The sequence below is a fragment of the Streptomyces sp. NPDC031100 genome, from assembly GCF_055570785.1.
Map to the genome: position 1 here is coordinate 195,750 of NZ_JBVIGN010000017.1, position 14,982 is coordinate 210,731.

12 protein-coding genes are annotated in these 14,982 nt (G+C 70.0%); 8 read left to right on the forward strand and 4 right to left on the reverse strand.

Going from position 1 to position 14,982, the window contains the following annotated elements; genetic code table 11:
• The first annotated feature begins 39 nt into the window (after nt 1–39).
• The 5 genes from ACZ5DS_RS37285 to ACZ5DS_RS37305 all read left to right on the forward strand — a co-directional run bounded on the left by ACZ5DS_RS37285 (nt 40) and on the right by ACZ5DS_RS37305 (nt 5,345).
• On the forward strand, nt 40–1,059 hold the full coding sequence (locus ACZ5DS_RS37285; protein ID WP_468247560.1) for an MraY family glycosyltransferase: 1,020 nt from the start codon (nt 40–42) through the stop codon (nt 1,057–1,059).
• 94 nt (nt 1,060–1,153) lie between these two features.
• Nucleotides 1,154–2,998, forward strand: a complete 1,845-nt coding sequence (gene dnaK / locus ACZ5DS_RS37290; RefSeq protein WP_468247563.1) for a molecular chaperone DnaK — start codon at nt 1,154–1,156, stop codon at nt 2,996–2,998.
• A complete protein-coding gene (gene grpE, locus ACZ5DS_RS37295; protein WP_468247565.1) occupies nt 2,995–3,690 on the forward strand; it encodes a nucleotide exchange factor GrpE in 696 nt (231 codons plus the stop codon). Before dnaK ends, grpE begins: the two co-directional genes overlap by 4 nt.
• A gap of 36 nt (nt 3,691–3,726) precedes the next feature.
• On the forward strand, nt 3,727–4,893 hold the full coding sequence (dnaJ, locus tag ACZ5DS_RS37300; protein ID WP_468247568.1) for a molecular chaperone DnaJ: 1,167 nt from the start codon (nt 3,727–3,729) through the stop codon (nt 4,891–4,893).
• Nucleotides 4,894–4,898: 5 nt separating this feature from the next.
• Nucleotides 4,899–5,345, forward strand: coding sequence for a heat shock protein transcriptional repressor HspR (locus ACZ5DS_RS37305; RefSeq protein WP_468247570.1), 447 nt, complete (start codon nt 4,899–4,901; stop codon nt 5,343–5,345).
• 60 nt (nt 5,346–5,405) lie between these two features.
• On the opposite strand, the gene ACZ5DS_RS37310 is transcribed toward ACZ5DS_RS37305, so the two are convergent.
• A complete protein-coding gene (locus ACZ5DS_RS37310; protein ID WP_468247573.1) occupies nt 5,406–7,370 on the reverse strand; it encodes a PA14 domain-containing protein in 1,965 nt (654 codons plus the stop codon).
• Between the two features lie 7 nt (nt 7,371–7,377).
• On the reverse strand, nt 7,378–9,396 hold the full coding sequence (locus tag ACZ5DS_RS37315; protein WP_468247575.1) for a PA14 domain-containing protein: 2,019 nt from the start codon (nt 9,394–9,396) through the stop codon (nt 7,378–7,380).
• Between the two features lie 295 nt (nt 9,397–9,691).
• On the opposite strand from ACZ5DS_RS37315, the gene ACZ5DS_RS37320 reads away from it, so the two are divergent.
• Together ACZ5DS_RS37320 and ACZ5DS_RS37325 are read left to right on the forward strand one after the other, a co-directional pair.
• The gene (locus ACZ5DS_RS37320; protein ID WP_468247578.1) at nt 9,692–10,798 is read left to right on the forward strand and encodes a sugar ABC transporter substrate-binding protein; all 1,107 of its coding nucleotides are present in this window, start codon (nt 9,692–9,694) and stop codon (nt 10,796–10,798) included.
• Nucleotides 10,799–11,186: 388 nt separating this feature from the next.
• Complete coding sequence (locus ACZ5DS_RS37325; RefSeq protein ID WP_468247606.1) at nt 11,187–12,221, forward strand: helix-turn-helix transcriptional regulator; 1,035 nt, start codon at nt 11,187–11,189, stop codon at nt 12,219–12,221.
• Here the strand turns inward: ACZ5DS_RS37325 and ACZ5DS_RS37330 are convergent.
• A complete protein-coding gene (locus ACZ5DS_RS37330; protein ID WP_468247580.1) occupies nt 12,184–13,170 on the reverse strand; it encodes a helix-turn-helix transcriptional regulator in 987 nt (328 codons plus the stop codon). The two genes, ACZ5DS_RS37325 and ACZ5DS_RS37330, sit on opposite strands and share 38 nt — an antisense overlap.
• A 25-nt stretch (nt 13,171–13,195) precedes the next feature.
• Complete coding sequence (locus tag ACZ5DS_RS37335; protein WP_468247582.1) at nt 13,196–14,182, reverse strand: helix-turn-helix transcriptional regulator; 987 nt, start codon at nt 14,180–14,182, stop codon at nt 13,196–13,198.
• A gap of 323 nt (nt 14,183–14,505) precedes the next feature.
• On the opposite strand from ACZ5DS_RS37335, the gene ACZ5DS_RS37340 reads away from it, so the two are divergent.
• The gene (locus ACZ5DS_RS37340; protein ID WP_468247584.1) at nt 14,506–14,841 is read left to right on the forward strand and encodes a hypothetical protein; all 336 of its coding nucleotides are present in this window, start codon (nt 14,506–14,508) and stop codon (nt 14,839–14,841) included.
• The last annotated feature ends 141 nt before the right edge of the window (nt 14,842–14,982 follow it).

Consider the following 14,982-nt stretch of genomic DNA (forward strand, 5'->3'; position numbering starts at 1 on the left):
TTCGTACCAAACTGCGACGTACGCCCCTAATTTAGATCCGTGCTCTACGGGATCGCCGCGGCCTCCGCCGCCCTGCTCCTCACCGCCGTGCTCGCGGCGCTGCTCCGGGTGCCCGCGCTGCGCGCGGGGATCGTCGACCGGCGGCAGCGGCGGCCCCTGCCGGTGGTCGGCGGGGTGGCCGTCGTGGCGGTCACCTGCCTGGTCGCCTGGGCGGGGGAGCGGACGCGGGTCGCCCCGCTCGGGGAGGGGGTCGGGGGACTGCTCGTCGCCGGCGCCGGGGTCGCCGCGCTGGGCCTGATCGCCGACGTGTGGCGGCTGCGGGCGCGGGTGCTGGTCGCCGGTACGACGGTGGCGGCGGCCTGCGTGGTGCCGTACGACGAGACGGGCATCTGGGGCGGGATCCTGGCCGTGGGGTGGATCGTCTTCGTCTCCCTCGCCTTCAAGGGGCTCGACCACGCCGACGGCCTCGCCGGCACCGTCGGGGTGATCACCGCCTTCGCGGCGGGGGCCTGTGCGGCCGCCGAGGTGATGGACGGGCTCGCCGTGCTGCTCAGCATCTTCGCCGCCGCCCTCACCGGCTTCCTGATGCACAACTGGCATCCCGCCCGCGTCGGCATGGGGGCCTGCGGATCGCTGTTCACCGGGTTCCTGCTCTCCTCGGCCGCCGTCTTCACGCGTGCGGGATACGGGCTCGGACCGACCACGGGCGTGCTGTTCTGCCTCGGCGCCGTCGCCGCCGCCGACTTCCTGCTGGTGGTCGTCACGCGCGGGGCGGCACGCCGGCCGCTGCTCAGGCGCGGCCCGGACCATCTCGCGCACCGGCTGCGGCGGCTCGGGCTCACCCCGCAGGGCGCCGTCGTGCTGCTGGGCGCCGGGTCCTTCTCCACCGTGCTCGTGGGCGTGCTCGTGCACACTGGGTGGACCGGGGAGAAGGCCGTGCTGTGGGTGGCCGGTGGGGTGGTCCTCCTCGTTCTCGTACTCCTTCGCATCCCTGTTCAACAGCCTCGAAGGGATGTATCCACGCAGGTCAGAGGCCAGTTGCGTGTAAGGAACGGATAAGAGTTGAGTCTGCCCGGCTCAGGTCTGTTGACCCCGCGAACCTCCTCGTGCACACTTGAGCCTGTTCCACTCAAGTCAGCTGGAGGAATCAACCATGGCACGTGCGGTCGGCATCGACCTGGGCACGACTAACTCCGTCGTCAGCGTTCTTGAAGGCGGCGAGCCCACCGTCATCACCAACGCAGAGGGCGCCAGGACCACGCCGTCCGTCGTCGCCTTCGCCAAGAACGGCGAGGTGCTCGTCGGCGAGGTGGCCAAGCGCCAGGCGGTCACCAACGTGGACCGGACCATCCGCTCCGTGAAGCGTCACATGGGCACCGACTGGAAGATCCAGCTGGACGGGAAGGACTTCAACCCGCAGCAGATCTCCGCCTTCATCCTGCAGAAGCTGAAGCGCGACGCCGAGGCCTACCTGGGCGAGAAGGTCACGGACGCGGTCATCACCGTCCCGGCCTACTTCAACGACTCCGAGCGCCAGGCGACGAAGGAGGCCGGCGAGATCGCCGGTCTGAACGTCCTGCGTATCGTCAACGAGCCGACCGCGGCTGCGCTCGCCTACGGCCTCGACAAGGACGACCAGACGATCCTCGTCTTCGACCTCGGTGGCGGCACCTTCGACGTGTCCCTCCTGGAGATCGGCGACGGCGTCGTCGAGGTGAAGGCCACCAACGGTGACAACCACCTCGGTGGTGACGACTGGGACCAGCGTGTCGTGGACTACCTGGTCAAGCAGTTCCAGTCCGGCCACGGCGTGGACCTGAGCAAGGACAAGATGGCTCTGCAGCGTCTGCGTGAGGCTGCGGAGAAGGCGAAGATCGAGCTGTCCTCCTCCACCGAGACCTCGATCAACCTGCCCTACATCACCGCCTCCGCCGAGGGCCCGCTGCACCTGGACGAGAAGCTCACCCGGGCTCAGTTCCAGCAGCTGACGGCCGACCTGCTGGAGCGCTGCAAGACCCCGTTCTTCAACGTCATGAAGGACGCCGGCGTCTCCATCAACGAGATCGACCACGTCGTCCTCGTCGGTGGCTCCACCCGTATGCCCGCCGTCGCCGAGCTCGTCAAGGAGCTGACCGGCGGCAAGGAGGCCAACAAGGGCGTCAACCCGGACGAGGTCGTCGCCATCGGCGCCTCGCTCCAGGCCGGTGTCCTCAAGGGTGAGGTCAAGGACGTCCTGCTCCTCGACGTCACCCCGCTGTCCCTCGGTATCGAGACCAAGGGCGGCATCATGACCAAGCTGATCGAGCGCAACACCACGATCCCGACGAAGCGCTCCGAGATCTTCACGACGGCCGAGGACAACCAGCCGTCCGTGCAGATCCAGGTCTACCAGGGCGAGCGCGAGATCGCGGCCTACAACAAGAAGCTCGGCATGTTCGAGCTGACCGGTCTGCCGCCGGCCCCGCGTGGCGTCCCGCAGATCGAGGTCTCCTTCGACATCGACGCCAACGGCATCATGCACGTGACCGCGAAGGACCTGGGCACGGGCAAGGAGCAGAAGATGACCGTCACCGGCGGCTCCTCGCTGCCGAAGGACGAGGTCGACCGGATGCGTCAGGAGGCCGAGCAGTACGCGGAGGAGGACCACCGCCGCCGCGAGGCCGCCGAGACCCGCAACCAGGGCGAGCAGCTCGTCTACCAGACCGAGAAGTTCCTCAAGGACAACGAGGACAAGGTCCCGGGCGAGATCAAGACCGAGGTCGAGGCGTCCGTCGAGGAGCTGAAGGCCGCGCTCAAGGGCGAGGACACCGCGGAGATCCGCACGGCCACCGAGAAGGTCGCGGCCGTCTCGCAGAAGCTGGGCCAGGCCATGTACGCCGACGCCCAGGCCGCGCAGGCCGCGGGCGGCCCCGAGGGTGCCACCGCCGGCGGCAAGGCCGACGACGACGTCGTCGACGCCGAGATCGTCGACGACGAGCGCAAGGACGGTGCCGCGTGACGGAGGAGACCCCGGGCTTCGAGGAGAAGCCCGACGTCCCCTCCGGCGCGACCCCCGAAGACGCCGAGTCGAAGGCCGCTCCCGAAGAGGGGGCGGCCCCGGCCGGGGACGTAGCAGCAGACGCGGGCCTGGTGGCCCAGCTGGACCAGGTGCGCACGGCACTGAACGAGCGCACGCTGGACCTCCAGCGGCTCCAGGCCGAGTACCAGAACTACCGCCGCCGCGTCGAGCGCGACCGGGTCGCGGTCCGGGAGATCGCCATCGCGAACCTCCTGACCGAGCTCCTGCCCGTGCTCGACGACATCGGGCGGGCGCGGGAACACGGCGAGCTGGTCGGCGGCTTCAAGTCGGTGGCCGAGTCGCTGGAGACCGTCGCGGCGAAGATGGGCCTGCAGCAGTTCGGCAAGGAGGGCGAGCCCTTCGACCCGACGATCCACGAAGCCCTGATGCACAGCTACGCGCCGGACGTCACCGAGACGACCTGCGTGGCGATCCTGCAGCCCGGGTATCGCATCGGCGAGCGCACCATCCGCCCCGCGCGGGTGGCCGTCGCCGAGCCGCAGCCGGGCGCGCAGACGGTCAAGGCCGAGGAAGCCGAGGAGAGCGCGGCTGACTCCGCCTCCGCCGCCTCCGCCGCCTCCGCTGCCTCCGCCGCCGACGACAAGGAGAACGGTGGCCCGGAAGAGGGCTGACGTGACAACCACTGAGGGGAAGGAGGGACGTCGGGGATGAGCACGAAGGACTTCATCGAGAAGGACTACTACAAGGTCCTCGGCGTCCCCAAGGACGCCACCGAGGCCGAGATCAAGAAGGCGTACCGGAAGCTCGCCCGCGAGTTCCACCCGGACGCCAACAAGGGCAACGCCAAGGCCGAGGAGCGCTTCAAGGAGATCTCCGAGGCGAACGACATACTCGGCGACCCGAAGAAGCGCAAGGAGTACGACGACGCGCGCGCCCTGTTCGGCAACGGCGGCTTCCGCCCCGGGCCGGGCGCCGGCGGCTCCTTCAACTTCGACCTGGGCGACCTCTTCGGGGGCGCCCCCCAGGGCGGGGGCGGCTTCGGCGGAGGCATCGGTGACGTCTTCGGGGGCCTGTTCAACCGCGGCGGCGCCACGGGCACCCGCACCCAGCCGCGGCGCGGCCAGGACATCGAGTCCGAGGTCACGCTGAGCTTCACGGAGGCCATCGAGGGCGCCACGGTGCCCCTCAGGATGTCCTCCCAGGCACCGTGCAAGGCCTGCTCCGGCACCGGCGACAAGAACGGCACGCCGCGCGTGTGCCCGACCTGCGTCGGCACCGGGCAGGTCGCCCGGGGCTCGGGCGGCGGCTTCTCGCTGACCGACCCCTGCCCCGACTGCAAGGGCCGAGGTCTGATCGCCGAGCACCCCTGCCTGGAGTGCAAGGGCAGCGGCCGCGCCAAGTCCTCCCGCACGATGCAGGTCCGCATCCCGGCCGGGGTCACCGACGGGCAGCGGATCCGGCTGCGCGGCAAGGGCGCTCCCGGCGAGCGGGGCGGACCGGCGGGCGACCTGTACGTGGTCGTGCACGTCGGCGACCACCCGGTGTTCGGCCGCAAGGGCGACAACCTCACCGTCACCGTGCCGGTGACGTATCCCGAGGCGGCCCTCGGCGGCGAGGTCCGGGTCCCGACGCTCGGCGGTCCCGCCGTCACCCTGAAGCTGCCGCCCGGCACCCCCAACGGCCGCACCATGCGCGCCCGGGGCAAGGGCGCGGTCCGCAAGGACGGCACCCGCGGCGACCTGCTGGTCACCGTCGAGGTGAGTGTCCCGAAGGACCTCTCGGGGAAGGCTCGTGACGCACTGGAGGCGTATCGCGAGGCGACCGCGGGCGAGGACCCGCGGGCGGACCTGTTCGAGGCCGCGAAGGGAGATTGAGCGAGATGGACGGCCGTCGACGTAACCCGTATGAACTGACCGAGGAGACCCCGGTCTACGTCATCTCGGTGGCGGCCCAGCTCTCCGGCCTGCACCCGCAGACGCTGCGCCAGTACGACCGCCTGGGCCTGGTCTCCCCCGACCGCACCGCCGGGCGGGGCCGGCGCTACTCGGCCCGCGACATCGAACTGCTGCGCACCGTCCAGCAGTTGTCGCAGGACGAGGGCATCAACCTGGCCGGCATCAAGCGCATCATCGAACTGGAGAACCAGGTCGCCGCGCTCCAGTCCCGCGTAGCGGAACTGCAGGCGGCCCTGGACGGCGCGGCGGCCGCGATGCAGCAGCGCGAGGCCGCCGTCCACGCCTCCTACCGCCGCGACCTGGTCCCGTACCAGGAGGTCCAGCAGACCAGCGCGCTGGTGGTGTGGCGGCCGAAGAAGAACAAGGACTAGGCGCCTGTGTGAAAAGGGGGCCCGGAAGAGATCTTCCGGGCCCCCTTTTTTTCGTGCCGGTCAGGGCTCCAGGATCGCCCAGGCCGCCCCGGGCGCCGACTCCGTGCCGTCGGCGTGCAGCGCGGTCACCCAGTAGTAGTGGGTGGTGCCGCGGGCTGCGGTGGTGTCGTCGTACGCGAGGTCCGTCGTGGCCGCCAGCTTCTCGTACGTCCGGGTGGCCGGGTTCCAGCGGTAGACCTGGTAGCCGGTCGCCGAGTCGGCCGCGTTCCAGGTCAGGTGGACGCCCGAGTCGGTGGTCGTCGCCGTCAGGGTGAGCGGGGAGCCCTCCGGGGTCGCCACGGAGGGGGTCAGGTCCAGCTCGTTCACGGCGACGGCGCTCACGGGTCCGTTCCATCTGCTGGAGTTGCCCGCGGTGTCGATCGCGTCCACCCAGTAGCAGGCGTGGTCGCCGTCGGGCAGCCGCACGTCCGTGTAGTGGGAGGTGTCCGGGCCCAGCCACGCCCACTCAGAGCCGGAGCAGACCTGCTCCTCGCCCTCGGCACCGAGGATCTCGCCCCGGTAGACCACGTACCGCTTCAGGTCGGGCTCGGTGTTGTCGGCCCAGTCCAGCTCGATGCCGTACTCCGTGGCCGTCGCGGTCAGCCCCGTCACCTGGGCGGGCGGCTTGTCCGAGACGAGCGTGGTGACGGTGACCGTGTCCGACGGGAGCGAGACGGCGTACGCCTGGTCCTCCGTCGTCACCACGTAGTGGTAGGTGGTCCCCTCCTCCGCCGAGTAGTCGCCGCAGCTGTACTGCCGTGATCCGTCGGCGAGTTCGGTGGAGGTCGTGGTGCAGGACACCGGCTCGCCCGACGTGCCGACGGGCAGGGTCGTCGAGCGGTAGACGTGGAAGCCACGGACGTTGCCGTCCCCCGGCTTGACCGTCCAGCTCAGGAGCGCGGCGCCGATGTCGGCCGTCGCCTTGAGGCCGCGCGGAGCGGCGGGCGGCCGGTGGGCGCTGACGGTGCCGGTGTACGGCGAGAGGTGACCGGAGCCGTCCACGGCGGCGACCTTGTACGTGTAGGTGGAGACCCGGTCGAGCGTGTCGTCACCGAAGTGGTTCCCGGTGACGTCCGTGACCTTGGCAGCGCCGCTCGGATCCGTGCGCACCACCCGGTACTTCACCGCGCCCGGCACCGTCTGCCAGGACAGCTCCGCCGCGGTGTCCGTGACCGAGGAGCCGAGACCAACCGGCGCGGCCAGCGTGATGCTGGTGACCGACTGGTCGGCGGTACCGGCCGATTCGTTGCCCGCCTTGTCGTGGGCACGGACCTCGTAGAAGTAGACGGCGCCGGTCGCGGGCGGGGTGTCGGTGTACGACGTGGCGGTCGTGGCAGTGAGCCGGGTCCAGCTCGTGGTGCCCCGCACCCGCCGGTAGACCCGGTAGCCGGCCAGGTCCATCTCCGCGTTCCTGCCCCAGCTCAGCTTCGCCTTGTTGCTCGCCGTGTCGTACGACACCAGCGGGTCCTTCGGCGCGAGGGGCTTGACCTTGTCGACGCTCGCCGACGTGCGGGGCGTGTAGGCGAACTTGACCTGGGCGGCGCCGGTCCAGTTGACGTAGTCGACCCGCAGGGTGTGCTTGCCGGAGGGGACGGTGACGTTCACCGTCCTGCTGACGGCCGTGGAGGTGCTCTTCCACAGGTCGATCTTGCGGACGCCGTCGACGTACACGCGTATCCCGTCGAGGCCGGAGGCGGCGAGGGCGAAGGGGCCGCCGGAGCCGAAGTCGCGGGTGACGGTCCAGCGGACGCCGAAGTTGTCCTTCGGCAGGCCGGTGGCGGGGGAGCCGCTCCAGTTCTCGGCGATCGTGCTGTCGCAGTCGGTCTTCTTCGGGGTGCCGGAGAAGGTGGTGTTCGCGAAGAACTGCCGTGTGAAGACAGGGGAGTTGCAGGCCGTGGCGGCCGAGGCGGCGGGGGTGGCGACGGTGGTGAGGACACCGGCCGTGGTGGCCAGCACCACGGCCGTCGCCTGGAGGGCGGTCTTCATCGGGGGATCAGGCTCCGCTCGGCAGGGACACGCTGGAGTCCACGTTGCTGAAGGTCTCCGAGCCGTCGGGGGCGACGACCGAGAGCAGGTAGTAGACGGTCGTGCCGGTGGGCAGGGTGGTGTCGGTGTAGTGGGTGGCGGTGGGGGCCAGCGGGACGTCCGTCACGCGGACGTAGGTGCTCGTCGCCCGGTCCCAGCGGTACACGTTGATGCCGGCGGCCTCCGTGGCCACCGAGTCGGCGCAGTCGATGTACATGCCGCCCGCGTCGCCGAGGGTCGTGTAGGTGGTCAGGTGGCAGCGCGCGGTGTCCTCGGGGACGGTCGTCGGCCTGAGGTCCTGCTCGGTGACGGTGACCCTGGTGACGGGGCCGTCCCAGTCGCCCCCTGTCCACTGGGCGTAGTTGCCGTAGACGTCGGCCGGGATGACGGCATACGTCTTCTCCTCGCCGTTCGCTACCTCCGGGCCGACGACGAACTCGGAGGTGCCGGCGGGCACGGTGCCCAGGTACTCCGGCGAGCAGCACGACCGGTACTCGTAGACCGCGTAGTGGTCCAGGTCGGCCGCCGGGCTGTCGTCCCAGTCCAGCTTGACGCCGTACTCCAGGGGCTCGGCGGTCAGGCCGGTCACGGGCGGCGGCGGGATCTCGTCCCCGGGGCGGGTGACGGTCATCTCGGCGGAGCCGGTGGACCAGCGGCCGGCGGTGTTCTTCCGGATCATCACGTAGTGGTACGTGGTGCCCTGGTCGCCGTCGTAGTCGACACAGCTGCGGACCGTGTTGCCGGCCGCGTCCTTACCGGTCTTCCGGCTGCGGCAGTCGGTGAGGTTGTCGTAGGTCAGCTTCACCGGGGAGGTCGTCGAGCGGTAGACGACGTAGTCGGCGGTGTCGCCGCCGGCCGCCTCGGTCCAGGTGAACACCACGCCGTAGCTCGGCACGGTCGCCGTCACGTTCTGCGGCGGGGTGATGGACCGGGTGCTGCGCACGACGTTGGAGGACCGGGCGTTGCCGGCCGCGTCGAGCGCGCTGACCTTGTAGTCGTAGGCGTAGCCGTAGGACGCCTTGGTGTCCGCGTAGCTCGTGCCCGTGGTTTCGGCGATCTCGGTGTACGTGGTCGCCGACTCCGACTTGCGGAAGACCCGGTAGCTCACCGCGTCCGCGGGGGCCGTCCAGGAGAGGTTGTTGGAGGCTTCCACGGCGGTGGCGGTGAGGACCGGTGCGTCGGGGGCGGTCCGGTCCCACGTGGTGACGGGCAGGTCGGCGGAGCCCGCCGACTCGTTGCCCGCCTTGTCGTAGGCGCGCACCTCGTAGTAGTACGACTGCCCCGTGGGCGGCGGCCGGTCCCCGGCCGTGCGGGTGCCGGCGGCGGTCGTGGCCACCTTGGTCCAGGCACTCGACCCCTTCAGCCGCCGGTAGACGCGGTAACCGGCGAGGTCCATCTCCTTGTTGGCGGCCCAGGCGATCTCGCTGTACCCGTACTCCCCGTCGGGGACGTAGTCGGCGGAGGCACCGGTCGGCGCGAGGGGCTTGACCTTGTCGACGGTCGCGCTCGTCCGGGGGGTGTAGGCGAACTTGACCTGGGCGGCGCCGGTCCAGTTGACGTAGTCGACCCGCAGGGTGTGCTTGCCGGAGGGGACAGTGACGTTCACGGTCCTGCTGACGGCCGTGGAGGTGTTCTTCCACAGGTCGATCTTGCGGACACCGTCGACGTACACGCGTATCCCGTCGAGCCCGGAGGCGGCGAGGGCGAAGGGCCCGCCGGAGCCGAAGTCGCGGGTCGCGGTCCAGCGGACGCCGAAGTTGTCCTTCGGCAGGCCGGTGGCGGGGGAGCCGCTCCAGTTCTCGGCGATCGCGCTGTCGCAGTCGGTCTTCTTCGGGGTGCCGGAGAAGGCGGTGTTCGCGTAGAACGTGCGGGTGTACGTCGGGGAGGTGCAGCTGGCGGCGGCGGCGGGGGTCGCGGCCGTGCTCAGCAGGGTGCCGGCGGCGGAGAGCACAACGGCCGCGGCCGTTGCCCGTCTGGCTGGGTTCATTCGGTCCTCTGGTCGAGTCGGAGAGGCGGCGCAGGCCGCTGGTGATCACGACTCGTGAGGGTTGGCGTTGGTTGTACTGATCTTTGCCTGCCCATGAACGCCCTTTGGATGGAGGGTCCGTAAAGGGTGTTTGGAGGGGATTCCGCTCCACCTTCACAGGTACAGCGGAGCGTGGTGTTGCGCACTCGTTAAGTGGTTCTTCTTGACGCCGGGTGTGCCGTCCGCGTTGTCTTTTCAGACACCTGGGTCGTAATGCAACACCCACGTCCGGAACGCACATGAAGTGAGCCCTCGAATGCGTCGTATCGCCCTGTCCGTGGCCGTGTCCACGATGACCCTTTCGCTCGCCGGCTGCGGCGTGCTGAACGCGACGGGGGACGGCGCGAGCGCGAGCCCGACGAAGGGCGACGAGGTCACCATCGGGCTGCTGCTGCCGGAGAAGGCCAACACCCGCTACGACAAGTTCGACTACCCCATCATCAAGGCGAAGGTCGAGGAGCTGACCCACAAGAAGGGCAAGGTCTCCTACTCCAACGCCGACGCGGACGCCTCCCGGCAGGCCGACCAGATGCAGCAGATGATCGACGACAAGGTCGACATCATCCTGCTCGACGCGGTCGACTCGCACGCCATCTCCGGCGAGGTGAAGAAGGCCAAGGACGCGGGCATTCCGGTCATCGCCTACGACCGGCTGGCCGAGGGCCCGATCGACGCCTACCTCTCCTTCGACAACGAGCTGGTCGGCGAGGTGCAGGGCCGCACGCTGCTGGAGGCGCTGGGCTCGAACGCCGACACCTCCGACAAGGTCGTCATGGTGAACGGCTCGCCCACCGACCCGAACGCCAAGCAGTTCAAGCAGGGCGCGCTGTCCGAGCTGAACGGCAAGGTGACGATCGCGAAGAGCTACGACACCAAGGACTGGAAGCCGGAGAACGCCCAGGCCGAGATGACCGAGGCGATCAGCCAGATCGGCAAGAACAACATCGCCGCGGTCTACGCCGCCAACGACGGCATGGCGGGCGGTGTCATCAAGGCGCTGAAGGCGGCCGGCGTCACCAGCCTGCCCCCGATCACCGGCCAGGACGCCGAACTGGACGCCGTGCAGCGGGTCCTCGCCGGCGAGCAGTACATGAGCGTCTACAAGTCCTACCCGGACGAGGCCGAGGCCGCCGCCGAGATGGCCGTCACCAAGGTGCAGGGCAAGGACATCCAGTTCGACGCCCTCACCCAGGACAAGGTCGACAGCCCCACCGAGAAGGACATCCCGTCCAAGCTGGTCCAGGTGACCGCCCTGACCAAGGACAGGATCAAGGACACGGTCGTCGAGGACGGGATCTACACGATCGGTGAGATCTGCACCGCCAGGTACAAGGCTGCCTGCGCGGCGGCCGGCCTGAGGTAGCGCCCGTACAGCGCCCGTACGCGGGTGCGCACGCGACGCGGCGAGAGTCGGAAGGTCTGCGGCTGCTCGCCGCGTCACATGGTGAGCGGCCCTCCCGTATCGCGCCACCCCCGTGAGCGCGATACGGCGGTCCCGGCCGAACGGGGGGTGTCCGACCGGGACCGCCCCGGGTGCTGTTGCACCCGGGGGAAGCGGGATCAACGATGCCCCGGTCACGTGTGCCCCACCACCATCATCTTGTTGCAATGCGACGGGCGGAGGCCGGACGGAACCGCCGCAAAACGGTGCGTTAGGACGTGCACGGCAGATCGAGCCGTGTTGCGGACCCGGTCCCGGCCGCGCATAGTTGCGCTGCGGAAGAGGGAGCACACCGGGGGTGGAATGGGCGATGGCCGGGCACGGGCTGGAGGAGCATCCCCACGGTGCCGACCGACTGTGCGGGGCCGGGGATCGCGTGTATTCCCGGGCCGTACGACGGGGACGGGTGCCGCGCACGGACGCTGAGCCGGTTCCCTGCCTGCTGGAACTGGCCCTGCTGCACCCCGACCCCGACGACATGGACTGGCTGGTGCCGACCTCCCCGCAGGAGGTCATGACCCGGCTGCTGCGCGGGGTGTACGACGAGGTCAGGGAGAGCCAGCGGCGGGTGGGCTCGGCGGTGGCCGCGTTCGAGTGGTACGCCGGTCTGGGCCGGCAGCTGCAGGCGCTGTCGGCACCGGGCGAGGGCACGGCCATCCGGGTGCTGGACGGGCTCTCCCGCATCCAGGCCGCGATGGACGAGGCGACCGAGGCGTGCACCACGGAAGTGCTCACCGTGCAGCCCGGCGGCATCCGGCGCGAGGCGGAGCTGACCGAGGGACTGCACCGGGCGCTGGCGCTGCGCGGCCGGGGCGTGCGCATGCGCGACCTGTACACGCATGTGGCCCGGCACGGGCAGGGGCTGCTCAACTACCTTGAGCTGATGGGCGACGTGGTGGAGGCCCGCACCCTGGACGAGGTCATCGACCGGCTGATCCTCTTCGACCGCACGGTCGCCTTCATCCCCGCCAACACCGAGCGCACGATGGCCCTGGAGCTGCGCCACCCGGCCCTGGTCGAGTACCTGGTGACGGTCTTCGAGCGGCTGTGGCGCCTCGCGCTGCCGCTGACCGCCCCGCTGCCGGACACCGGCATCGAGGGCATCTCGCACCGCGAGCGGTCCATCGCCGCGCTGCTCGCGGAGGGCCACCAGGACGCGGTGATCGCCGAGCGCCTCGGCATCAGCGTCCGTACCTGCCGGGCCCATATCGCCCGCCTCTCGGACACCCTGGGCGCGGCCAGCCGTACCCAACTCGGCGTACGCATCGCCCAGGTGGGCCTGGACGGGCCTCCGCAGGCCGCCGCGCTCACCGTTCCTGATCAAGAATCCCCGAGCGTGCGATGAGATAGCCGAGTTGGGCCCTGCTCTCGCTGCCGAGGGTGGCGGCGAGTTTGGCGATGTGGACGCGGGCGGTGCGGATGTTCATGCCGAGGCGTTCGGCGATCCGCGCGTCGGTGTGGCCCTCCACGAGCAGGGCGGCGATGGCCTGTTGGCGGGGGGTGATGCCGTCGAGCGAGGGTCTGTGGACGGTCTCGGGGTACATGGGGGTGGCCAGGTGCCACAGTCGGTCGAAAACCGTGGCGAGGTAGCCGACGATGGCGGGGTTGCGGATCTCCAGGGCGAGGGCGCGGTCCTCGCTCGCGGGGATGAAGGCCACGGTCCGGTCGAAGACGATGAGCCGTTCGGTGACCTCGTTCAGCGTGCGGGCCTCGACGTCGCCGCGCAGCTGTTCGTAGCGGGCGTGAATGGTGGGCGCATGGCGCAGGGTGTGCTGGTAGAGGGCGCGGATCCGGCCACCGCGGTCGAGCAGCGCCTGGTCGCGTTCCAGAGCGCGGGCATGCAGGTCCGGGTGGCTGTGCGTGTGGGAGACGTGCGGTTGGATCGTCAGGGACTCGGCCGAGGCGTCGGCCATGGCGAGCGAGATGGCCTGGTTGATGCGGTCGATACCGCTGTGCATACGGATCGTCGCGGGATCGCCGGCGGCCCCGGCGCTCGGGATCTGTGCCCGGAGCAGCGGAGCGAAGGTCTGGGTCAGGCGCGCCTCACGGCGTCGTTCGTCGGCGATGCGCTCCTCGGAGGTCCGCAGCAGCTCGTGCAGGGCGACGGCCGCGGCGACGGGCTCCAGCCGGCTCGGGTCGTCGACGGTGGGCTGCAGCAGCCCGAACTGCACCAGGCAGGGCGCCGTCTCGGCCTCCGCGGCGGTCAGCCGGCCCTCGCGCAGCGCCCGTGCGTACAGCTCCGCTCCGGCCTCGCACAGCTCCTCCGGTCCGTGGTCGTGCGCCGGTGCAGTCACGGTGGCTCTCTCCCCCCGGGCCGTTTCAGGGCTCCTGCTTCAGGATCCCTGACTGGGCTATGAGAAAGCCGAGCTGGGCCCGGCTGCCGCTGCCCAGGGCCTGGGCGAGCTTGGCGATGTGGGCCCGGCAGGTGCGGACGTTCATGCCCAGACGGCGGGCGATGGCCTCGTCGACGTGGCCCTCGACCAGGAGCTTGGCGATGGTGTGCTGGATGTCGGTGATGCCGTCGGGGGCCGTCTCATAGGGAGCGCCGGCGTTCAGCGGTACCGCGCGGTTCCACATGAACTCGAACACCTTGATCAGGTAGCTGACCAGGCCGGGGTGGCGGAGTTCCAGGGCCACCTGACGGTCGTCCCGGATGGGGATGAACGCCACGGTGTCGTCGCAGATGATGAGCCGCTCCACGAGTTCGTCGATGGTGCGGTACTCCACCTTGCCGTTGGTGAACTGGTCCACGTAGGCCAGCCGGTCGGGACTGTACCGGGCCGTGTGCTGGTACAGGGTCCGGATCCGTACCCCGCGCTCGATCAGTGGTTTGTCCCGTTCGAGCCCTTCGATGAGCCGGTGTTCGGGGCGGCGTCGGCCGCTGGGCTGCACCGTGAGCATCTCCGTCCGGCACTGGGCCGTGGCCAGATCCAGCGCCGCGTTGATCCGGTCGAGCCCCTCCAGGACGGTGATCGAGTGGGTCGGCGCGGCCTCCTGGGCACTGAGTGCCATGAACGGCTCGAAGGCGTCGGCCAGGGCCACGGACACCCGCCGCCGGTCGCTGATCTCCTGCTCCAGGGGGTGGAGGCGCTGGGCCAGGGCCACCGACGGCGGGACGGGGCGCAGCCAGTTCGCATCATCCGGATCCGGGTGAAGGAGGGCGAACTCCATCAGACATGGAGCAGCCTCGGCATCCGCCCGCGCGATGCGTCCGGTGCGCAGCGCCGTCGCATAGAGGCGGTTGCCTTCGTCACACAGCTCGGTCACCGCATGGGGATGTGCCGCCTTAATCCCATTTGTTGCCAAATCTCCACCCCCCAGGGTCCTGAACGTGCAGGAACATGATGCACCGATCGTGTGGTCATGACGTGCCCGAATGAGCCATCGTCTTACTCGACGGGGGAAGAGGGGACCTTCAAGTGAGGACGAAGCCAACTATGCGTAAGAGAATGCTTCGCTCGGTGCTTGTCGCCGCCTTCTCCGCCGTTGTGGCCTTCGGAACACTGGCCGGCCTCCTCGGTGCGCAGAGTGACGGCCACAAGGCGAGTGGTACTCGGACCACGGGGACGGTGGCTGTCGGCGTCGACGCTCCGGTCAGCATGGACGACAGTGTCTGGGACTGACTGGCGATGACTACTCCACCAGACGACCGCTCCTTCCGACGCGAAATGGCCACGGCCTACCGCTCGGGCTGGCACTTCATCGACCTGGTCACCGCGATCCCCCACTCCGGTGACTCGTTGATGGTGACCGTCTTCGGTGAGCCGGTCGTCGTCACCCGGGACGATGACGAGGATGTCAGGGCCTACCGGTGTCTGCGCAAGCCCCGCGGAGCGCCGCAGCCGGTCCGATGTGCCATCCGGTACGGCATGATCTTTGTGAACCTGGACCAACGAGACCACCGGCTGGCAGAACCGGAGGTTTCGGACTTGAGGACTATTTCGGCCACCCCCCGCAGTGCCTGACGCGATTCCCCCGTCGTAAAAGATCGCTCAGGTGCTTCCCCCCGCAGCGGGGGGGGGGGGGGGGGGGGGGGGGGGGGGGGGGGGGGGGGGGGGGGGGGGGGGGGGGGGGGGGGGGGGGGGGGGGGGGGGGGGGGGGGGGGG

Coding starts and splice junctions, on each gene's coding strand:
- dnaK (WP_468247563.1), top strand. CDS start 1,154: ATGGCACGTGCGGTCGGCATCGACCTGGGCACGACTAACTCCGTCGTC.
- dnaJ (WP_468247568.1), top strand. CDS start 3,727: ATGAGCACGAAGGACTTCATCGAGAAGGACTACTACAAGGTCCTCGGC.
- ACZ5DS_RS37305 (WP_468247570.1), top strand. CDS start 4,899: ATGGACGGCCGTCGACGTAACCCGTATGAACTGACCGAGGAGACCCCG.
- ACZ5DS_RS37310 (WP_468247573.1), bottom strand. CDS start 7,370: ATGAAGACCGCCCTCCAGGCGACGGCCGTGGTGCTGGCCACCACGGCC.
- ACZ5DS_RS37315 (WP_468247575.1), bottom strand. CDS start 9,396: ATGAACCCAGCCAGACGGGCAACGGCCGCGGCCGTTGTGCTCTCCGCC.
- ACZ5DS_RS37320 (WP_468247578.1), top strand. CDS start 9,692: ATGCGTCGTATCGCCCTGTCCGTGGCCGTGTCCACGATGACCCTTTCG.
- ACZ5DS_RS37325 (WP_468247606.1), top strand. CDS start 11,187: ATGGCCGGGCACGGGCTGGAGGAGCATCCCCACGGTGCCGACCGACTG.
- ACZ5DS_RS37340 (WP_468247584.1), top strand. CDS start 14,506: ATGACTACTCCACCAGACGACCGCTCCTTCCGACGCGAAATGGCCACG.